Source organism: Lentzea sp. NPDC051208 (genome assembly GCF_040682435.1).
In the GTDB taxonomy this organism is placed as follows: domain Bacteria; phylum Actinomycetota; class Actinomycetes; order Mycobacteriales; family Pseudonocardiaceae; genus Lentzea; species Lentzea kristufekii.
The window spans coordinates 179,287-197,783 of sequence record NZ_JBFBAW010000008.1; the positions used below are offsets into that span (position 1 = coordinate 179,287).

Consider the following 18,497-nt stretch of genomic DNA (forward strand, 5'->3'; position numbering starts at 1 on the left):
ATGCTGCGCGAACGTGTTGGTCACAGCACCAGGCGCGAGCAGAGTCGACGAACGTCGAGAGCGGCATGCGGCGGTCACCTTCGATCGCCACGGCGCCGCCACCGCGCACCTGGGCGCGCCCGGCACTCGGGAAGTGACGTGACGCACACCCCGGCGGCACCGGTCCGGGTCTCGCGGGCAGACCCGCAGGGCGACGATGATGCGGGTGGCCGGACGGGCGGGCCGGCGGAGGCGAGGGGCTGCGAGTGGGGTCGATCGGCGCCCGGCGGGTGGTGAGCCAGGACCAGGTGCTGCGCGGCGCGTGCCGGTTCTTCCTGCGGCACGGCCGGGTCGAGATGGACGCGCTGGCGGCGAGCCTGGCCATCAGCCGGGCGACGCTCTACCGGGTCGTGCACAGCCGCGACGGGCTGCTCGCCGACGTGCTGTGGGTGCTCGCGGACCGGCTGCTGGCCCGTGCCCGGCAGGAGCGCACGAACGTCGGCGTCGAGGGCGTCCTGGAGGTCACCCGGCGGTTCGTGGCCGACCTGCGCGCGGCCGGCCCGTTCCGGGCGTTCCTGCGCAGCGAGCCCGACACGGCCATCCGGGTGCTGTTCAACACCGCCGGCGGGGTGCACCGGCGAGCGGTGTCGGCGCAGAAGGAGATCCTGCTCGAAGTGGACGGCGGGCCGTGGTCGGCGGCGGCCCTGGACCAGGTCGCGTTCCTGTACGTGCGGATCGTGGAGTCCGCCCTCTACGCCGAACTGCTCAGCGGCGCGCCGCTCGACCCGGCCCTGGCCGAAACCGCCGCCCGCACGGTGCTGCTGCAGCACCGCTGACCCGACCACCGCAGCGTGCTGCGACGGCGGTCTCACGATGGCGCCGCGTTCTGGTGCCGGTCGTCCGGGCCTGGCTACGGTCGGTTCCGCACCCATCCCCCATCGCTGTGGGAGCCGGTATGTCCCCTTCCCCCTGGCGTCGCCTCGGTCTGGTCGTGGCCGTGCTCGGCCTGCTGGTCCCGACGTCCGCCCCCGCCTCCGCCTCCGCGCCCGCCGGTCCGGCGCCGCGGGTCGTCGGCCCGTTGCCCGGGACCGTGCCGGGTGACCGGCTGGCCGACCGGATCGAGGACACCTACCCGTTCTTCTCCACGCCCGACGACCTCGCCGCCGCCGGTTACGTCGAGCAGGAATTCCACGTCTCCGGCGCGGCCGACGGCTGGGCCGGCAACGGCACGAAGGTCGCCACCGGTGTGCCGTACGCGACCCGGGTCGTCGTGCGGCGGCCCGCGCACGCCCGCGACTTCAACGGAACCGCCCTGGTCGAGTGGCAGAACGTCACCGCCGGGTACGACCTGGACGCGTTGTGGAACGCCGAGTCCGTCGTCCGCGCGGGCTACGCCTGGGTCGGTGTGTCGGCGCAACGGGTCGGGGTGGACCAGCTCCGCGCGTGGAGCCCCGCGCGCTACGGCGGGCTGGACGTGACCGGCGGCGGTCGGTTCACCGCCGACGAGCTGTCCTACGACGTGTTCACCCAGGCCGGCCGCGCCGTCGAGTCGGGTGCGGTCATGGGCGGCCTGCGGCCCCGGACCGTGCTGGCCATCGGCGCCTCGCAGTCGGCGGCCCGGATGACCGTGCTGTACGACCGGGTCCTGCCGCAGCAGCAGCCGGTGTTCGACGGTTACGGCTTCGTCGTCGGCACGGCGCCGACGCGGGCCGGCGCGGAACCCGTCTTCCAGGTGCAGTCGGAGACCGACGTGCGCAGCGCGACCCGTCCCGCCGACACCGACCGCTTCCGCCGCTGGGAGGTTGCTGGCGCGGCCCACTCCGGCTACGAGGGCCAGGCCTACCGCGTGCCGATCTCCGAACGCGACCTCGGCGGCGCACCGCAGTACGACTGCGACCGGCCGCCGTTCAGCCGGGTGCCGATGCACCACGTCACCGCCGCGGCCTACGACCACCTGCGCCGGTGGGTCGAGCGGGGCACGCCGCCGCCGACCGCGCGCCCGTTGGAGTTCGAGCCGGACGGCGTCACCAAGAAGCGCGACGCGCTGGGCCTCGCGTTGGGCGGCATCCGGTTGTCGCAGGTGACCGCACCCCGGGCGCTGAACACCGGCGACAACACCGGTGAGACGTTCTGCCGCCTGTTCGGCACGCACGTGCCGTTCGACGCGGCGACGTTGGCCCGGCTCTACCCGCACCGCGGGGACTACCTGCACCAGGTGGTGACCGCCGACGTCGCCAACGTGCACGCGGGCTACCTGCTGCCGGCCGACGCGCGGCAGAACCTCGCCGACGCCCTGGCCGTTGGAGGTCGGCGATGAAGGTTCCGTTGCTCGCGCTCGTCGTGGCCCTCGCGTCCACGGTCGCGGCCGTGCCCGCCGGCGCCGAACCGCTCACCCCGATCGTCTTCGTGCACGGCCAGCAGGGGTCGGCGCAGCAGTGGCAGTCCAACGCCAAGCGGTTCTCCGGCAACGGCTACACGGACGCGCTGCTGCACGCCTACGAGTACGACACGAGCATCCCGACCAACGACCGCGCCGTCGCCGACCTCGAAGCGTTCATCGCCGCCGTCCGCGCCCGAACGCGGGCGGCCAAGGTGGACGTGATCGCGCACTCGCGCGGCACGACGGTCATGCACAGCTACCTGTCGTCGCCCGGACGGGCCGCGTCGGTGCGCAAGTACGTCAACGTCGATGGGCGCTCCAGCGCCGCACCGCCGGGCGGCGTGCCGACGTTGGCGCTGTGGGGTAGCTTGCAGCCCAACGGGTCCATCGGCGGCGCGACCAACGTCCACCTGACGACGCTGGGCCACACCGAGACCACCACGTCGGCCGACGGTTTCGCCCACATGCACCGGTTCCTGCGCGGTCGGCCCGCGTTGACGACCCGGGTGCTGCCCGAACCGCCCGGCCTGGTCCGGATCGCGGGCCGGGCGACGTACTACCCGCAGAACGAGGGGCTGGCCGGACTGCTCCAGGTGTGGGAGCTCGACCCGCTCACCGGCGCGCGGCGCGGCGAACCGCGGCACAGCGCCCGGACCGGCGCGGACGGCTCGTTCGGCCCGCTGCCCGTCAACGGCCGCGCGCACTACGAGCTGGTGGTGCTGCGCGAGGGTCAGGTGCCGCACCACTTCTACTTCGAGCCGTTCGAGCGCAGCGACCGGTTCGTGCGGTTGCAGGTGTCGCGTCCCGGCGGCATCACCGACCACATCGACCGGTGTCCGACGCACAGCGCGCTCACCGTCATCCGCAACCGCGAGTGGTGGTCCGACCAGCCCGACAGCGACCGGCTGGAGCTCAACGGGGCCAACGTCCTCACCGCCGACGTCTCGCCGCGGCTGCGCCAGGTGATCGCCGCGTTCGCGTTCGACGACAACTGCGACCTGGCCTCGACGCCGGGTGCCGCGCTGCCGCCGTTCGCCGCGCTGCCGTTCCTGACGGGCGTGGACGCCTACCTGCCGACGCGGCCGGAGGGCACGATCCGGGTCACCCAGACGGCGCGCGGCACCGGTGGCGGGTCGCGCACGATCGCGGTGCCGAACCGGCCGTCGGACGCGCACGCGGTCACCGTGCAGTTCAAGGATTACCTCGATGTCGGAACCGGAGGACCCCGCGCAACGTCCCCCTGAGCGGAGAAGGGGGTTCGTGTGGCCGAACGGTTGTCAGGGTTCGGCGAAGTCGTCCACCCGGTCGGCGCGGATCTGGTCAGCGCTGGGGTCGAATCCGCCCGACACGTACCCGCTGACCGTCTGGAACCACGGCGGCGAGTTGCTGAACGCCTCCCAGGTGTCAACCCTGTCCTTGATCCGGTCGATCCACCACCGCTGGTTCGCGTCGGCGTCCCAGTCCCAGTGCTCCGGGTTGTCCGGATCCCACCAGTCCACGTCCTCGCGGGTGGTGCCTTCCGGTGCGCGCCAGGAGCCCTCCATCGTCGCGCCGACCTTCATGTAGTCCTTGCGGACGTCCAGCGCGTTCGCGCCGCCGATGTTGTAGCGGGCGATGTTGAGCCGCAGCCCGTCCTCGCCGAAGAGCAGGTCGGCTAGGTGGTTGCGGATTTCGTCCGGGTAGCCGCCGGTGATGTTGGCGAACCACACCAGGCTCGTGCCCCAGCCCTCGAACGCCGGCTGCTGGTAGGACGGGTCGGGGCGGACCGTGACGGACCGGACGTCCGCCTCCTGCCCCGCGGCCTGCGGTGGGCCGGCGGCGGCCAGGGCGCCTGCGTCTACATGGCCATCATGAGCTTGGACCCGACCGGCACCGGCCGTGCGCACTGGACGATGCGGTGGAAACCCGCGCTCAACGCGTTCGACATCGCCTTCGACGGCCGCCTGGCCGCCGGGCGCAAGTAGCTTCCTTCAACCTGAGTTACGCCGTTCGTTTGACAGACCCACATGCAGCGATGACTTTCGAGCGGCACAAGATGTTCAGCGAAGACTTCGGCGGGTGTCTTCCAGCCGAGTGTCCTGCGGGGTCGCGAGATGAGCGTGGCGGCTACAGCGGCGACGTCCTTGGCGCTCCAGCGGGAGAGGTCGGTTCCTTTGGGAAAGTACTGGCGTCACTGATCGACTCTTCCGAGTGTGATCGTCAGCGCGGATCCAAGACGCCGATCGACCATCGGTCCGGCGGCGGGTTCTTGTTGAACGGCCGGTAGGAGTAGGAAGGGCGGCAGCCCACCACGAGGAGTTGGCCTGGTTTGAGCTCGACCTCGCGGCTGACACTCACTTCCTTGGTCAGGGTGCCCGAGCACAGCACGAGTTGGTGCACACCAGGACTCAGCCGCCGGAACTTGGAGAACGGCAACTGGGAGTCGGACTCCGCGAGCACTTCGCCGTTCTCCCGGACCTGGTTGATCCGGAAGTAGCGGGATGCGGTGTGCCGCACTGAGGTGCGGCTGGTCGTGAACATGAGCAGCCCGGTCTCGCGGCGCTTGCGACGCCGGTTGATGCGGTATCTGGTGAAATATGGGATTCGACCCCAGTGGAGGTCCTCGACCTCGATCTCAAGTTCGCCCACTGAGGTCTTCTGCCCTTCCTCTGGACGAGCGGTCAACCCCGTCACATCGTCATCCGTCAGCAGCACCGCTTGCGCCAGCAGCCGCCGCTTTGGCCAGCCTGACAGCGACACGTTCGGCCGCGAAACCGCCCCGCCGGTCCTGAGCCTCACGACGCCCGAAGCGCACCCTGTCCGATCGCCGCCCCTTGCAGAACTACTAGGTGCTCATAGCGCTGAACAGCGCTACACCGGAACTGCGCCATACGAGTCAGTAGTGTCCCATCCGCAAGAACCAGCGAAGATCAGATCGACGGGTGAACCCCCAACCAGGCGACGATCAGCAGATACCCGATCAAGGCGAGGAAGTGCCACGGGCAGAGGTCGAGACTCCTGACCACTCCGCCGGAGCCAACGGTGACCGGATTCGGGCGATTGCGTTCCACCGCGTCCCTGAACCGGGCCTGCAGCTGATTTCCCCTCAGCGAGCTGGCCACGGAAGACGCACCCGAAGCCATCCCGATCCGCTCGCCGGACACGAGCATCAGGTTGACCTCTTCGGTCGCCTCGACCCAAGCCAGCTCGGCCCACGGCACCCAGTACCTGCGAAACCAGTTCACCACCAACACACCCGACTCGTAAACCTTCACGACCGGATGCGCGGACACCATCCACATGAACCATGTCAGGGGTGCCATAGCCAGGATGAACTCGAGCTGGTCAGTGAATTGGGTATCAGGGAAGGGAGTCAACAGTGCATAGGTGGTAGCGACAATTGCTCCGGGAACGCCTACCCAACCGAGCATGCTGTCGAACCTTCGGCGCAGCACCACCTTCGCCGTCCCGCGACTTCGCGTCACCACTACCTTCTCCGATTGCTCCACCAACCGACCAGGCTCCCCCGGCCGAGCTGGACATTGATCACCGCGGCTCGGGCATGATCCCGCTCTGCACACCGTAGAGCCAGTGGTGCATCTAGTCCGGGCTCGGCTCGATGATCGCGGGGACCTTGGTCGCGGCCGGCGTGTCGGGTGGAGCAGTCACATCTGAAACGCGGTCGGACCGGTTGAGTTTCATTGTCCAATAGTGTGGTCACCGACGCGGCGTTCGTTTTGAGTCAAAGCGATTGCGGGGCCGGGTCTCGAGGAACGCGTGCTCGGTGACGAGGCAGATGATGCTGGAAACAAGGCATGGCCTGGACTGTCGCAGCCGCACTGGCGAGCTTGACACTTCCAAATATGCATAGCTTGCTGGCAACGTGTCGCAGGAACGCCAGAACGACGACGATCTTCCCTTTGCCCGGAGGAGACCGACGAGGACGGCGAAACATGATCCGGATCGACGACGATCAGATCTGGTCCTCGCATGTTCGAGCGACGAGCAGTTCGAACCGCACCGCGTCACCGCGTCATGCGCCGCCGCCAGGCGATAACCGCCCGTCAACGCCTCAACCACTGTGTTGCAGAAGTGCGTTGCGCAATCGGGAACCAGGCTGTGCAGCCGCGACCGTGATCGAAGGCATTGCTCACCAGCCCGGTGACCACGACGAGGATGTCCTCAGGTTGACACCGCAGATCAGCGGCGTCACTGTGCGGCCGCTCGCGCCGGTGGTGCTCGGCAGGCTGTTCGGCCAGCTCATCGGCTCGTGCCGACCTGAACGCCCGGTCGATCTGCTGATGACCCGCTGGCAACAGCGATTCCCCTGAAGGCGCAGGGACCCATCCGGGGTTTGCCTTGTGAGCGTTCTTACGGCATCTTTATGGGTGGAGCGCCGGGAAGCCTGGTCGGCCCGTCCGTCACAACACGGTGACGAACGGATACGCGACTTGAGGTGCCATGCCCCGGCTTCGATCATCCTTCTCCGCATGTTTCCTTCCCCTGTCGAGCAAGACGGGCCATCCGCCCGAACGCTGAACCGCGCGTTCTTTCGGCTTGGCGGGCACTCGGTTCGAGCTGCTCTTCTACTCCCGTCTTGCAAGGCGTTCACGCCACAGGACCGCTAGGGGTGAGGTGTGCCGTGGTTTTGGTTCCCCGCATGATTCCGATGATCGACAGCCCACAAGTAGCTGTCGTACTGGCCGCACGATGGCACCACGCAAGAGTGCTCCTGCTGGCATCGATGGTGGGTCTTCCCGCGTTGCTCGGGTTGATCTGCCTGACGTTCGCGCTGTTTCCCCACCCGACTGCCTCAGCGACGACATGGTCGGTGATTCCCGTTGTCGTGGCGGCCCTGCTGTCCGTAGCGCTTGTGGCGTGGCTGCGTCGCGACGGTCTCACCGATCCCGCCTCGTGGTTCCCCGCGACAGTGCTGATGACCGGCAGCCAACTCGTGTTCGGCGTGATCCCGGGTTTCGGCGTGGCCCTGCGTTCGGCGACCGGGACCGCTGTGGCGCTGAAAGCGTTGCTCGCCCTCGGAATTCTGAGCGCGGGTTCGGCGTGGTCGCTCGCCCGGCGCGCGTGCCGTTCGTTGCTCGCGTCGCCGGTGGCCGAGCTCGGTTCCACTCCGCTCCAGCTGGTGTTCCGCAGTTCGTTGTCCCGCATCATGATCGGCACCGACCGAGTCGACTGGAGCTGTCGCACCGCAGGTGGCCGCCTCGATGCGGGCGTGTCTTTCCGCAACCTCCACGACGTGACCATCACGATGGCAAGCGTGGACAACGGCACATCGCCCGCCTTGGTGCTGCACACCTCGTCAGGCCGGTGGACAATTCCCGCACACGAAGCGGCGGCGGTGTGTGCGCTGCTACGCAGACGGAAGGCGCGGTGGGAACAGCGCGTCGAGGCTGCGATCGAGCAGGAACGCGCTCGGTACCACGAGATGATGCGACTGCTCGGCACCGCGAAGGCGACTTCGTCCACTGACGACGGCTCCGTCTCGGTGACGGTGAACGCGGACGGGCTCACCACCGGCATCGAGTTGACCGAAGGAATTCGGGGGAAGAGCCCTCAGCTCGTCTCCGCGGATCTCATGGTGTGCATCGACCAGGCGCACAGGATTGTTCGCAAGCAGGTCCAGCACCTCATGGTCGAGCGGTACGCGACAAAACAGAGGACGGAGGAGTTGCCCGCTCTCGCGCAGCAGGTCGCCGAGCTCGCCGCATGAGGTCCGGAGTCCACAAAGGAGTGTGACTGCGTTGCCACGAAGCCGTTCGATCCATGCTGACGCCGACACCGTGTTCCAGATCGCCGCCGACCTGGCGAACATGGCGTGGTTGCCACCAGGTGTCGAGACCGAGATCTCGGGGCCGCGACTTCTGCGCCTGTGGTTCCGCGACCGGGATGTCGAGATGCCAATCATGATCGACTGGAGGCGGCTGTGCGTCGAGTGGGGTTCCGACAGCGGTGCCGATTACTCGGGTCGGCTGCGGGTACTCCGGCTCGGCGACAACACCAGCGTGGTGTCGGTCGACCTGCACGTGCCGCGCGGCGTGCGCAGGACGCGTGTCGACGCTTGGATCGATGAGGCGTTGGCGGCATTGGCCTCCGAGGTCCGCGCTGAGTTCGCGCCTGACTCCACGGAGGTCACATGGCCAGGAAGTCGACCGGCCCAGTGCCGAACAAGATGACTGCGGATGTGCCGGTGTTCGTGCAGGCGCTAGGGGATATCAGCCGGGCGAGAAGATCGCTCTCGGCCAAAGAGCGGCGTGACCTGCACGACACGGGTGCCGACGCGGCGGCGCGCGGGGTGCCGCTGCGTGAGCTGATCAAGGGGTATCTCGAGGCGACGGGGCGAACCTGGGCCACCTTGCCCGGTGAGGACGCCGCAGCGAGTGCCGACGCGCTGAAACGAATTGGTGACGCCTTGTTCCAGGCGGCGGAGGACGCCGTCGGCGAGTTGACCAAGGGTTACGAAGAAAGCCAACGCTGGACCCTGCGCCGCGACGAGTCGCTGCGTCACGAGTTCATCGACGACCTGCTCACCGGGCGCGACCTCGGCCAGCTCGCGGAACGCGCGGAGCGGTACGGGTTGCAGCTCGCCGGCACGAACGTCGTCGCAGCGGCATCCACGTCCGAGCCGTTCCTCGACTCGGGTACGGCGACTCCGAGTATCCAGGCCGCTATGAGTCTGCGGTTCAGCTCCCGCCATGTGCTCGTGGCCGCGCGCGAAGGCCTCCTGGTATGCGTGGTCCCGCACGACCTCGATGGTGCGCCCGAGGAGTTCGCGCGTCAGGTCGGCGAGGTGGTAGGACGGACCTCCGCGTGGCGGGTCGGTCTCGGCCAGCCGCAGTCCGGTCCCGGAGGTGCGGTCCGCTCCTTCGAACAGGCCCGCAACGCCCTCGACCTCGCCGAACGGCTCAACCTGAGCGAGCGGCTCGTCAAAGCCGCCGATCTCCTGGTCTACCAAGTACTTCAACGCGACAGCGCGGCACTCGGCGAACTCGTCACCGCCGTGCTCGAGCCGCTGCTGGGCGCTCGCGGAGGGGCTGAGCGTCTGATGGACACGCTAGAGGCGTACTTCGCTTCCGGGCGGGTGACGACCACTACCGCAAAGAATCTCGGCGTCGGCGTGCGCACAGTCACCTACCGCCTCGATCGGGTGCGCGAACTGACCGGTTACCGCGCCGACGATCCCGCCCAGGCGTTCATCCTTCAGGTGGCAGTGCTCGGTGCGCGTCTGCTCGGCTGGCCCCAGGCTGCGCCGACTCGCTGATTGCCGGGCACCGGCAGGCAACGGCGGTCCAAATGGCCGGGCGGGCACCTGTCCGCCGGACAGGATCGGATCCACGATGAAGGGGAGACGTCGCACGTTCGAGGCGTACCTCCACCTAGGGAGGGTCGCACCATGGATCCCTGGCTCATCTGGTTGATCATCGCGCTGGTGCTGGCCATCGCCGAGATCTTCACCTTCACCGCGGCTCTGGGCATCCTCGCCACCGCGGCTGCCGCCACGGCGGGGACGGCGGCGATCGGTCTGCCGCTTCTTGGCCAGCTCGTGGTGTTCAGCGTCGTGTCCACAGCCGGTGTGGTGCTCATCAGGCCCTGGGCGCGGCGAATGATGCTGCAGCCGCGGCTGGAACGGTTCGGCGTGGAAGCGTTGGTCGGCGCTTCGGCCTACGTGCTGCGCGAGGTGAACGGCCACGAGGGCCTCGTGCGCCTCCGTGGCGAGGACTGGACGGCCCGTCCGTACGACGAGTCGCTCGTCATTCCCGCCGGAAGCACGGTCGACGTTCTGCACATCGATGGCACCACCGCCGTCGTCTATCCACGGGAGTGAGTCCATGTCCACATTGCTCGTCGCCGGACTCGTGCTCGCGATCTTCGCGGCGTTCACGGTCCTGCGCGCCGTGCGCATCGTGCCGCAGGCCCGAGCGCGCAACGTCGAACGCCTGGGCCGGTACCAGCGCACCCTCAAGCCCGGTCTCAACTTCGTCATCCCCTACATCGACCGCGTCTACCCGCCGATCGACCTTCGCGAGCAGGTGGTGTCGTTCCAGCCGCAGCCGGTGATCACGGAGGACAACCTGGTCGTGCAGATCGACACGGTGCTGTACTTCCAGGTCACCGATCCCCGCGCCGCCGCTTACGAGATCGCCAGCTTCCTGCAGGCGGTCGAACAGCTCACGGTCACCACTCTGCGCAACGTCGTCGGGTCCATGGATCTCGAGAAGACCCTCACCTCACGCGACACGATCAACAACCAGTTGCGCGGTGTGCTCGACGACGCGACTGGCAAGTGGGGCCTGCGGGTGAACCGGGTGGAGATCAAGGCCATCGACCCGCCTCAGAGCATCAAGGAGGCGATGGAGAAGCAGATGCGGGCCGAACGCGACAAGCGGGCCGCGATCCTGAACGCCGAAGGGCAGCGCCAGTCGCAGATCCTCACGGCCGAGGGTGACAAGCAGGCCGCCGTGTTGCGCGCCGAAGGAAACCGGGCCGCCACGATCCTGAAGGCGGAAGGCGAGTCCCGCGCGATCGACCAGGTCTTCCAGTCGGTGCACCGCAACGACCCCGACCCGAAGCTGCTCGCCTACCAGTACCTGCAGATGCTGCCCAAGCTCGCGGAGGGTCCCGGCAACACGTTCTGGGTGATTCCGAGCGAGGTCACCACCGCGCTGCAGGACGTCTCCAAGGCGTTCTCGGAGGTGCTGCCGCGATCGGCGGCCGCCACCAAGCCCGACGAAGCCGTCGAGGCCGCCGCGGCACAGGCCGAGAAGGACGTGGCCCGGGCGAGCGAGGCCGCTGCCGAAGCGGTCGCGGACGCGGCAGAAGCCGCCGAACCGGTGAACGCGCGGTCCGCGCTGCGACCGGAACTGGCGGATCGCTGAGCAGGCGCGGACAGTCGATGTGGCGGGTTCAGGAGGTGCGTGACAGTGGGATTGGCCGAGGACGAGCAGCGCGAACTGGACGACATCGCGCAACGTCTCGCCGAGGACGATCCCACGTTCGCGGCCGAACTCGCCACAACGCCGGCACCGCATCGCCTGCTGCCGCCGCGTGTGCTGAGGCTGATCGGCCTGCTGCTGATCTACGCCGTTGGCCTGGTGGTGGTCATCACGGGCGTGTCGCTGTCATCGACCGTGCTGATCGCGATCGGCGCGGCGGTGACCGCGTCCGGCCCGGTGGCCGTCATCGTCCAGGTGTGGCGGAACCGCAGGACATCGACCTGATCCTTTCCGGACAAGATCACATCGACAGTCCCGCTGCCTGATCGTGAGGTACGGTCGGGCTGTTGCCGTGACGAGCGGCATGGTGTGCCGGGAAGTCTGGTCGGCGATGCGGCCGACGACACCCGGAGTGAGCTGTGGAACCCGTGAAGACCCGGCTGTTCAGCCGCGCGTCCTGGCCCGAGGCCAAGCGCATCGCCGACCTGCTCCGCCTTGAGACCGTCGGCGGCGTCATCATGCTGGTGGCGGCGGTGGTCGGCCTGGTGTGGGCCAACTCGCCCTGGTCGTCGCTCTACGAGACCCTGCGCTCGGTGGAGATCGGCCCCGAGTCCCTGCACCTGCGGCTCAGTCTCGCCGAATGGGCCTCCGACGGCCTGCTGGTGATCTTCTTCTTCGTCGCGGGCCTGGAGCTCAAACGCGAGTTCGTCGCCGGCGACCTGCGTGATCCTCGTCGTGCCGCCGTTCCGATCGCGGCGGCGTTCGGCGGCGTGCTCGTGCCGGCGTTGATCTACACCGCGGTCAACCTCGGCAGCGGGCCCGCTCTGTCCGGCTGGGCCATCCCCACCGCCACCGACATCGCGTTCGCCCTCGCGGTGCTCGCGGTCATCGGCAGGTGCCTCCCGTCGGCGCTGCGAACGTTCCTGCTGACCCTCGCGGTCGTCGACGACCTGATCGCCATCGTGATCATCGCCCTGTTCTACACCGACGACCTGGCACTGCTGCCGTTGCTGCTGATGTTCGTCCCACTGGCGTTGTTCACCGTGCTCGTGCAGCGACGCGTCCGGTCATGGTGGCTGCTGATCCCCCTCGCGGTGGCGACGTGGGCACTCATGCACGCCTCCGGGATCCACTCGACGGTGGCGGGGGTGTTGCTCGGGTTCGCGGTGCCGGTGATCCGCAAGTCCGGCGAGGGCCCTGGTCTGGCCGAGATCTTCCAGCACCGGTGGCAGCCTCTGTCCACGGGTGTCGCCGTGCCGATCTTCGCCTTCTTCGCCGCCGGTGTCTCGATCGGAGGCCTGAGCGGCTTCGTCACCTCGCTCACCGACAGCGTGACGCTCGGCATCGTGCTCGGCCTGCTGGTGGGCAAACCGATCGGCATCACCGCCGCCACCTGGCTGGTCGCGCGGTTCACCAAGGCCGATCTGGACGACGACCTGGCGTGGATCGACGTGGTCGGCCTGTCGATCCTCGCCGGCATCGGTTTCACCGTCTCGCTCCTGGTCAGCGAACTGTCGTTCGGCGAGGGCAGCGCGGGCTACAGCAACGCCAAGGTGGCCGTGCTGCTCGGCTCGGTGCTGTCCGCGCTGATCGCGACCGTGATCCTTCGCGTGCGCAACAGGGTGTACCGCCGGATCTACGAAGAAGAGACCCGCGACGCGGACAACGACGGCATCCCGGACGTGCACCAGCGGACAGCGCCCACCAGCAGTGGTGCGACCACGGGGAACCGCAGGCCCGCAGACGGCTGACGACACTCCGAGGTTTGCGCGGGGTCAGTTCGTCAGTCAACGGTTATTCTTCCGTTTCAGGTGTGCCGGGAAGTCTGGTCGGCGGTCGAGTTGTTATGCCGTGACCTGGGAGCTTTCATGGCCTCGTACACCGTGCTCATCGGCTATGGCCGCAGATCTCACCAGATACTGCGCGCGCTGACCGACCGTCAGCTCAAGTCCTCCGTCGTGGTCGACCGCGATCTCGCGTGTGCTGCTCACATCACCCGTGACGGCTCCCGGCCGGTTGTCGGTGACGGCACCGACGTCGCGACGCTGCGCGCAGCGAACATCCCGCTGGCAACCCGAGTGATCGTGGCGGTCACCAGTGACGCAGCCGCATTGCGCATCGTCTCCGCAGTCCGGGCGCTCAACGACCAGGCGACAGTCGTGATCGCACTCCGCCAACCCCGCTGGCGTGAACTCGCGTTGTCCCTGGGCGCCGACCACGTCGCGGTCTGCGAGACCTTCCCAGATCTCCTCACCTGCGACATCCCGTTCGCGCCGCCGGAAGGTGGCACGGCGGATGTCGACGCTCCTGATGTCACTGAACTGGTCCTCGTCGAGCGGGAGGTCACGCCGGGCGAGATCGACCGGCGCCTGTCTGCGTGTGGCCCAGCGGTGCTCGCCGCCCTGCGCGGCATCACCCACAGCTGGCGTGACCAGGACGAACCGCTCGTGCTGCGCGCCGGGGACCGTCTTCTCGAAATCCAAGCCCGGCCGATGTGACCCCATGCCTGAAGACGGTTCGGGCGCCGGGCGACCAGACGGCCGGAACGCGGCCGTGGAGGACTTTCATCGCGCACGCATCCGATCACCGCGTCGGACAGCAGACGCCAGACCCTGTGGTACCAGGCAACTACGACGAGAGAGCTGTGTGGTTGCTGAAGATCGAATTACCGGATTGGCAAATGCGCGGCGAAGACGGGTACGGTTCCGTCGCTGACGTCCGCTGGGCGTCATGGTGTGCCGGGAAGTCTGGTCGGCGACGGAGCCGAACCACCCCCGGAGTTGATCTTTCTCGTGCCTTCCACCAGCGATGCGGCCACCACCACCCCGGCGCGCTCCGCGTCGGCCGGGCGACGGCGCCACCGGCCGGAACTGCAGGGACTGCGTGCCCTCGCCGTCGTCCTGGTGGTGGTCTACCACGTGTGGCTGGGCCGGGTGTCCGGTGGCGTCGACGTGTTCTTCCTGCTGTCGGGCTTCCTCATGACCGGCCAGCTCGTGCGCGCCGCGGAGGGCGGCGGGATCATGTTCGGATCCCTGTGGGCGCGCATGATCAAGCGGTTGTTCCCCGCCGCGCTGGTCGTGCTCACGGCGTCCATGGCGGTGAGCATCCTGGTGCTACCGGAGAACCGCTGGTTCCAGACGATCAAGGAGGTCGTCGCCGCCGCGCTGTACGTGGAGAACTGGCAGCTCGCGGCTGACTCTGCGGACTACTTCAACCAGCACAACGAGGCGAGCGTCGTCCAGCACTTCTGGTCGCTGTCGATCCAGGGCCAGTTCTACCTCGTGTGGCCGGTACTCGTCGCGCTGGCGGCATTCCTGGGGGCCCGTCTTGGCCGTCCGGTGCGCGGCTCGGTCGCGTGGTGCCTCGCGGTGGCGTTCGCGGCCTCGCTGACCTACTCGATCATGCTGACCGAGGCCCAGCAACAGCTGGCCTACTTCCACTCGTTGACGCGTGTCTGGGAGTTCGCGCTGGGCGGTGTGCTCGCTTTGGTGATCGACCTCGTCGTCTTGTCGCGAATGTCGCGGATCGTTCTCGGCTGGGCAGGCGTGCTCGGCCTGGTGGCGTGCGGACTCGTCCTGCAGGTGGGCAGTGTGTTCCCGGGATACGCGGCGCTGTGGCCGACGCTGTGCGCGGCGGCGGTGATCGCGGCGGGAACCACCGGAAGCCGCGCGGGAGCCGACCGGTGGCTGACCACACGACCGATGCGCTATGTCGGCGACCTCAGCTACGCGCTGTACCTGTGGCACTGGCCGGTGCTGGTGTTCTACCTGGTAGCGCGGGACCGTGCGGCCGTTGGCCTCGCCGGCGGAACGGTGATCATCGCCGTCTCGTTCGCGCTGGCCGCGCTGACCTACCACCTGGTCGAGCATCCGGTGCGCGAGTCCACAGTGGGCACACGGTCACGTTGGGGCGGTTACGCGCTGGGCACTGCAATGCTCGTGCCGGTGCTGGTCGCCGCCGGCCTCTGGAACGAGGTCAGCGTGCGCAAGGCGCGGACGTACGCAAGCCTCGTCGCCGATCCCGACCATCCGGGTGCCTTGATGCGACAGCCCGGATTCGAGTTCTGGGGCGACGAGAACGCGGCCGTGGTGCCACCGCTGGTGGCGCTGCCTCAGGACTTCGCCGCCATCGAAGGTGCCACCTGCAGGCGAACGGCCAACAACAACATCCTCGAAATCTGCTCGTCACCGGTGTCTCCGCCAGCGACCAAGCGGATCGTGGTCGTGGGCGACTCACACATGCAGCAGTACCTCGCTGCCCTCTCCCCCGTCGCCCGCCGGCACAACTGGCAGATCGTCCACATGCTCAAGGGCGCATGCCCGTTCTCCGCGGACGCCAACGCGATGCCAGGAGACCGGGAATGCATCAAGTGGAACGCCGACGCGGCTGAGGAGATCATCCGCATGAAGCCGGACGCCGTGTTCACCAACGGCAGCCGCAACGTTCGAGTCGGCCTCACCGAGGAGACACCGTCCGGCTTCGTCGCCCAATGGCGAAAGCTGGAGGAGGCCGAGATTCCGGTGATCGCCGTGCGGGACAACCCCAGGCACTCGTTCTCCCCACCGCAGTGTGCCGCCACGCACGGTCGCGAGGCGCCACACTGCAGCGTGCCACGAGCGGATCTGCTGGCACCGGAGGCGCCGTACGCGCTGATCGAGGACCTGCCGAGCAACACGTCGTTTTTGGACTTCAGCGACTACTTCTGCACCGAGGACCTGTGCCCGCCGACGATCGGAAACGTGCAGGTCTACCTCGACGACAACCACGTGAGCGGCACGTACATGGGAACCATGAGCCCCATCGTGGAGGAGGCGCTGCTAGCTCAGCTCGCCGACCTCGCCGGGGCGTGATCAGCTCGTTCCCAGTACCCACAGTTCTCGGCGACGGTTCAGAAGTTCGGTGACGAGCACCGAATCGTGCACAGGGATGAGCCACTCGTCCTCGATGGACGTCAGCAGGACGGCCGGTCCTGCTTGGGCGTACAACGCGATGCCTCCGGGCAGAACGGTCCACGGCCGCAGCTCCGGAACAACTGGCAAGGTCACCGGCATGACACGGATGAGATCTCGGAACGGAACCGACGTGTCCGACCTCGATCCCCGACCGCGGCCCGTGTGCAGGCGCACGGTCCACTCGACACGGTCACGACCGACGACGAGCTGAGCCGACACGAGTTCAGGACCGTTGACCGCGGCCCGCACCTCGAGCGTCAAGCGCAGATCAGCTGATCCGAGTTCGGCGATGAGCGGCGTGAGGAGAGCGCGGCTCGCGCGATGAGCTGCCGCGCAGGTCGCGACCGCGACACTCCAGCTGCCGAAGAACAAGGCGGTCAGTCCGGTCAACGCGTCAAGTGTTCTGCCGGCAGCGATGCCATAGGCGGGAATCGCGATGGACAGCTGCTGCACTGCCACTACGAGAAACGCCGCGGGTAGCCACGACGACGGGTCATGAGGTGTCTGGCGGCGGAGCCAGATGCGCAGCGCCAGCGCTGCGACAGCGATCGGCACCAGCGCAATCGCCGCAGACGAGAAGATTCCGTCACCTGCGAGCATGACGATCGCGGTGCACAGCAGGAACTGCAAGGCCGGAAGCAACACGGAGAACGCTGTGACGTACCGCTGGCCGCGCAACCACCGTTCGCGCAACACCGCTTCCGCATCAGGACTCATGGCGGCGTCTCTCAGTGTTGCCGGGAGATTTGCCGAACCACAGCCACAACATGCTGACGCCGGCCACGGCCAGTCCCAGGGAGTCCGTCCAGTGACCGGTGAACTCGCCGTCGAACCACACCAACGCCCAGCCGAGGACGGCGGGCAACTGCACGTACCAGTAGCGCCGCGGGGTGGCGAAGAAGGACAGCATCACCAGCGCCGCCCACACGAGGGTCGGGTTCTGCGATCCCATCAGGCCTGCTCGCGCTCCTTCCGGTCGTCAGGCCGGCCTGTGGGCAGCCCGTCCGGAGGCTCGAAACTCAGCGCCTTGGCCACGGGCACGTCCGTCGAGGAGTGCAGCACGATCGACAACGCGATGGTGATCGCCACGAGGTCGAAGACGTGCTCACCGGCCGGAATCCCGGCCTGCAGGACGAGAAGCCCGTAGACCACGGACGCGAAGCCCTTCGGTCCGAACCATGCTGCGGCGGAACGTTCGCGTGCGGGCAGGGGCGTGCGCAGCAGCGACAACATCATCGCCGCCGGGCGCACGAGCAGGATCGCGATGACCGCGACGGCCCAATCCCCCAGAGTCAGGTGCGAGAGGCGTTCCGGCGTGATCAGCGCGCCGAAGACGAGCAGTGCCGCGAACTTCGTGATCTCGGACAGGAGGTCACCGAAGTGCTCGAAGTGCTCTGCCGCGACGCGGTCCAGGGTGGCGATGGTCGACCCGGCGGCGAACGCGGCGAGGTAGGGATTGGCGTGCGTCAGGTGGCAGGCCGCGTACAGCATCACCGCGATCGCCAGGGGCCCCAACGCTTGCAGCCGAGGTTCGGCGGTGAAGATCCGCAGCCGCCACGACAGCACGACGACCGCGGGGATCACGATGCCCAGAGCGAGCCCTGCGGCGAGTTCGATGCCGATCGTGGCGAAGTCGGTGTCCTTGTTGGCGGCCGTCGCCAGGAAGATGAGCACGAACGGCAGCGCGAGACCGTCGTTGAGTCCGGACTCGACGTTGAGCAGGCGCCGCAGCCGGGCGGGTACGTCGGTGCGGCCCACGATCGCGGAGGCGAACACCGGGTCGGTCGGCGAGAGGATCGCGCCGATCAGGAACGACGTCGTCCAGTCCAGTCCAGTGAGGAAGTGCGTCGGCACGGCGATGCCGACCATGGTCAGCGGCATGGCCAGGCCCAGCGCCCTGCCCGAGAGCCGCCACCCCTGCTTCAGGTCGGGCAAGCCTGCCCGCTGACCGTCGGTGAACAGGACGGTGAACAGCGCGAGATCAGCGAGAACCGTGACGAAACCGCTGTTGGACGGGATGTCGACGAGCCCGAGGCCGCCTTGGCCGATCAACGCGCCCGCGACGAGGAACATCAACGCCGTCGACAGGATGGTGCGCGCGGCGAGACCGGACAGCGAAACGCTGATCAGCAGGACCACACCGAACGCCAGAACCAGCGCCATCAAAGAACTCCGCCCACGTCGACCAGGCCCACCACGAGTTCGTGATGAGCGTTGCCGACCAGACTTCCCGGCGCACCGCGCGCAAAGATGCCGCAA

General features: G+C 68.1%; 19 protein-coding genes and 2 pseudogenes. 14 read left to right on the forward strand and 7 right to left on the reverse strand.

The genetic code is table 11. The annotated features are described in order from the left end of the window. Nucleotides 1-245 precede the first annotated feature (245 nt). The 3 genes from AB0M48_RS21365 to AB0M48_RS21375 all read left to right on the forward strand — a co-directional run bounded on the left by AB0M48_RS21365 (nucleotide 246) and on the right by AB0M48_RS21375 (nucleotide 3,603). Nucleotides 246-815, forward strand: a complete 570-nt coding sequence (locus AB0M48_RS21365) for a QsdR family transcriptional regulator (RefSeq protein WP_089961360.1) — start codon at nucleotides 246-248, stop codon at nucleotides 813-815. 119 nt (nucleotides 816-934) lie between these two features. Then, the gene (locus AB0M48_RS21370) at nucleotides 935-2,296 is read left to right on the forward strand and encodes an alpha/beta hydrolase domain-containing protein (RefSeq protein WP_363844582.1); all 1,362 of its coding nucleotides are present in this window, start codon (nucleotides 935-937) and stop codon (nucleotides 2,294-2,296) included. Further along, the gene (locus AB0M48_RS21375) at nucleotides 2,293-3,603 is read left to right on the forward strand and encodes an alpha/beta fold hydrolase (RefSeq protein WP_363844585.1); all 1,311 of its coding nucleotides are present in this window, start codon (nucleotides 2,293-2,295) and stop codon (nucleotides 3,601-3,603) included. Before AB0M48_RS21370 ends, AB0M48_RS21375 begins: the two co-directional genes overlap by 4 nt. Nucleotides 3,604-3,636: 33 nt before the next feature. Here AB0M48_RS21375 and AB0M48_RS21380 read toward each other — a convergent pair whose 3' ends face one another. Continuing rightward, complete coding sequence (locus AB0M48_RS21380; RefSeq protein WP_363844588.1) at nucleotides 3,637-4,245, reverse strand: glycoside hydrolase; 609 nt, start codon at nucleotides 4,243-4,245, stop codon at nucleotides 3,637-3,639. Here AB0M48_RS21380 and AB0M48_RS21385 point away from each other — a divergent pair. Next, nucleotides 4,192-4,323: pseudogene (locus AB0M48_RS21385) on the forward strand (IS256 family transposase); the annotation flags it as partial. The gene AB0M48_RS21380 and the pseudogene AB0M48_RS21385 overlap by 54 nt on opposite strands. 68 nt (nucleotides 4,324-4,391) lie before the next feature. Here the strand turns inward: AB0M48_RS21385 and AB0M48_RS21390 are convergent. The 3 genes and pseudogenes from AB0M48_RS21390 to AB0M48_RS21400 all read right to left on the reverse strand — a co-directional run. Beyond that, nucleotides 4,392-4,529: pseudogene (locus AB0M48_RS21390) on the reverse strand (IS30 family transposase); the annotation flags it as partial. Between the two features lie 29 nt (nucleotides 4,530-4,558). Next, complete coding sequence (locus tag AB0M48_RS21395; protein ID WP_363844591.1) at nucleotides 4,559-4,987, reverse strand: hypothetical protein; 429 nt, start codon at nucleotides 4,985-4,987, stop codon at nucleotides 4,559-4,561. 281 nt (nucleotides 4,988-5,268) lie between these two features. Then, a complete protein-coding gene (locus AB0M48_RS21400) occupies nucleotides 5,269-5,847 on the reverse strand; it encodes a PH domain-containing protein (protein WP_363844594.1) in 579 nt (192 codons plus the stop codon). Between the two features lie 444 nt (nucleotides 5,848-6,291). On the opposite strand from AB0M48_RS21400, the gene AB0M48_RS21405 reads away from it, so the two are divergent. The 10 genes from AB0M48_RS21405 (at nucleotide 6,292) to AB0M48_RS21450 (ending at nucleotide 16,136) form a co-directional block, all read left to right on the forward strand. After that, nucleotides 6,292-6,669, forward strand: coding sequence for a hypothetical protein (locus AB0M48_RS21405; protein WP_363844597.1), 378 nt, complete (start codon nucleotides 6,292-6,294; stop codon nucleotides 6,667-6,669). A gap of 500 nt (nucleotides 6,670-7,169) precedes the next feature. Next, nucleotides 7,170-8,066, forward strand: a complete 897-nt coding sequence (locus AB0M48_RS21410) for a YbaB/EbfC family nucleoid-associated protein (protein WP_363844600.1) — start codon at nucleotides 7,170-7,172, stop codon at nucleotides 8,064-8,066. 31 nt (nucleotides 8,067-8,097) lie between these two features. Then, nucleotides 8,098-8,529: an SRPBCC family protein gene (locus AB0M48_RS21415; RefSeq protein WP_363844603.1), complete on the forward strand. Its 432-nt coding sequence runs from the start codon at nucleotides 8,098-8,100 to the stop codon at nucleotides 8,527-8,529. Next, nucleotides 8,490-9,614, forward strand: a complete 1,125-nt coding sequence (locus AB0M48_RS21420) for a helix-turn-helix domain-containing protein (RefSeq protein WP_363844606.1) — start codon at nucleotides 8,490-8,492, stop codon at nucleotides 9,612-9,614. The genes AB0M48_RS21415 and AB0M48_RS21420 overlap by 40 nt, the downstream gene beginning before the upstream one ends. A gap of 132 nt (nucleotides 9,615-9,746) precedes the next feature. Next, nucleotides 9,747-10,178, forward strand: a complete 432-nt coding sequence (locus tag AB0M48_RS21425) for an NfeD family protein (RefSeq protein ID WP_363844609.1) — start codon at nucleotides 9,747-9,749, stop codon at nucleotides 10,176-10,178. A gap of 4 nt (nucleotides 10,179-10,182) precedes the next feature. Further along, the gene (locus AB0M48_RS21430; protein WP_363844612.1) at nucleotides 10,183-11,229 is read left to right on the forward strand and encodes an SPFH domain-containing protein; all 1,047 of its coding nucleotides are present in this window, start codon (nucleotides 10,183-10,185) and stop codon (nucleotides 11,227-11,229) included. 39 nt (nucleotides 11,230-11,268) lie between these two features. Then, entirely contained in the window at nucleotides 11,269-11,571 is a 303-nt protein-coding gene (locus AB0M48_RS21435; protein ID WP_363844615.1) for a DUF3040 domain-containing protein, read from the forward strand. Nucleotides 11,572-11,705: 134 nt separating this feature from the next. Beyond that, complete coding sequence (gene nhaA, locus AB0M48_RS21440) at nucleotides 11,706-13,037, forward strand: Na+/H+ antiporter NhaA (protein WP_363844618.1); 1,332 nt, start codon at nucleotides 11,706-11,708, stop codon at nucleotides 13,035-13,037. Nucleotides 13,038-13,154: 117 nt separating this feature from the next. Continuing rightward, nucleotides 13,155-13,784 carry an NAD(P)-binding protein gene (locus AB0M48_RS21445; protein ID WP_363844621.1) on the forward strand — a complete coding sequence of 210 codons (630 nt, stop codon included), beginning with the start codon at nucleotides 13,155-13,157 and terminating at the stop codon, nucleotides 13,782-13,784. A gap of 294 nt (nucleotides 13,785-14,078) precedes the next feature. Next, the gene (locus AB0M48_RS21450) at nucleotides 14,079-16,136 is read left to right on the forward strand and encodes an acyltransferase family protein (RefSeq protein ID WP_363844624.1); all 2,058 of its coding nucleotides are present in this window, start codon (nucleotides 14,079-14,081) and stop codon (nucleotides 16,134-16,136) included. Here AB0M48_RS21450 and AB0M48_RS21455 read toward each other — a convergent pair whose 3' ends face one another. The 3 genes from AB0M48_RS21455 to AB0M48_RS21465 are packed head-to-tail and all read right to left on the reverse strand — an operon-like array spanning nucleotide 16,137 to nucleotide 18,401. Further along, complete coding sequence (locus tag AB0M48_RS21455) at nucleotides 16,137-16,955, reverse strand: hypothetical protein (RefSeq protein ID WP_363844627.1); 819 nt, start codon at nucleotides 16,953-16,955, stop codon at nucleotides 16,137-16,139. It lies immediately after the preceding gene. After that, complete coding sequence (locus AB0M48_RS21460; protein WP_363844630.1) at nucleotides 16,945-17,190, reverse strand: hypothetical protein; 246 nt, start codon at nucleotides 17,188-17,190, stop codon at nucleotides 16,945-16,947. The genes AB0M48_RS21455 and AB0M48_RS21460 overlap by 11 nt, the downstream gene beginning before the upstream one ends. Further along, nucleotides 17,190-18,401 carry a cation:proton antiporter gene (locus tag AB0M48_RS21465; protein ID WP_363844633.1) on the reverse strand — a complete coding sequence of 404 codons (1,212 nt, stop codon included), beginning with the start codon at nucleotides 18,399-18,401 and terminating at the stop codon, nucleotides 17,190-17,192. Before AB0M48_RS21465 ends, AB0M48_RS21460 begins: the two co-directional genes overlap by 1 nt. Between the last annotated feature and the right edge of the window lie 96 nt (nucleotides 18,402-18,497).

Excerpts from the sequence above, each read along its gene's own strand:
- AB0M48_RS21465 (WP_363844633.1), bottom strand. The coding sequence starts at position 18,401 with ATGGCGCTGGTTCTGGCGTTCGGTGTGGTCCTGCTGATCAGCGTTTCG.
- AB0M48_RS21370 (WP_363844582.1), top strand. The coding sequence starts at position 935 with ATGTCCCCTTCCCCCTGGCGTCGCCTCGGTCTGGTCGTGGCCGTGCTC.
- AB0M48_RS21425 (WP_363844609.1), top strand. The coding sequence starts at position 9,747 with ATGGATCCCTGGCTCATCTGGTTGATCATCGCGCTGGTGCTGGCCATC.
- AB0M48_RS21455 (WP_363844627.1), bottom strand. The coding sequence starts at position 16,955 with ATGAGTCCTGATGCGGAAGCGGTGTTGCGCGAACGGTGGTTGCGCGGC.
- AB0M48_RS21375 (WP_363844585.1), top strand. The coding sequence starts at position 2,293 with ATGAAGGTTCCGTTGCTCGCGCTCGTCGTGGCCCTCGCGTCCACGGTC.
- AB0M48_RS21420 (WP_363844606.1), top strand. The coding sequence starts at position 8,490 with ATGGCCAGGAAGTCGACCGGCCCAGTGCCGAACAAGATGACTGCGGAT.
- AB0M48_RS21430 (WP_363844612.1), top strand. The coding sequence starts at position 10,183 with ATGTCCACATTGCTCGTCGCCGGACTCGTGCTCGCGATCTTCGCGGCG.
- AB0M48_RS21405 (WP_363844597.1), top strand. The coding sequence starts at position 6,292 with ATGATCCGGATCGACGACGATCAGATCTGGTCCTCGCATGTTCGAGCG.
- AB0M48_RS21460 (WP_363844630.1), bottom strand. The coding sequence starts at position 17,190 with ATGGGATCGCAGAACCCGACCCTCGTGTGGGCGGCGCTGGTGATGCTG.
- AB0M48_RS21445 (WP_363844621.1), top strand. The coding sequence starts at position 13,155 with ATGGCCTCGTACACCGTGCTCATCGGCTATGGCCGCAGATCTCACCAG.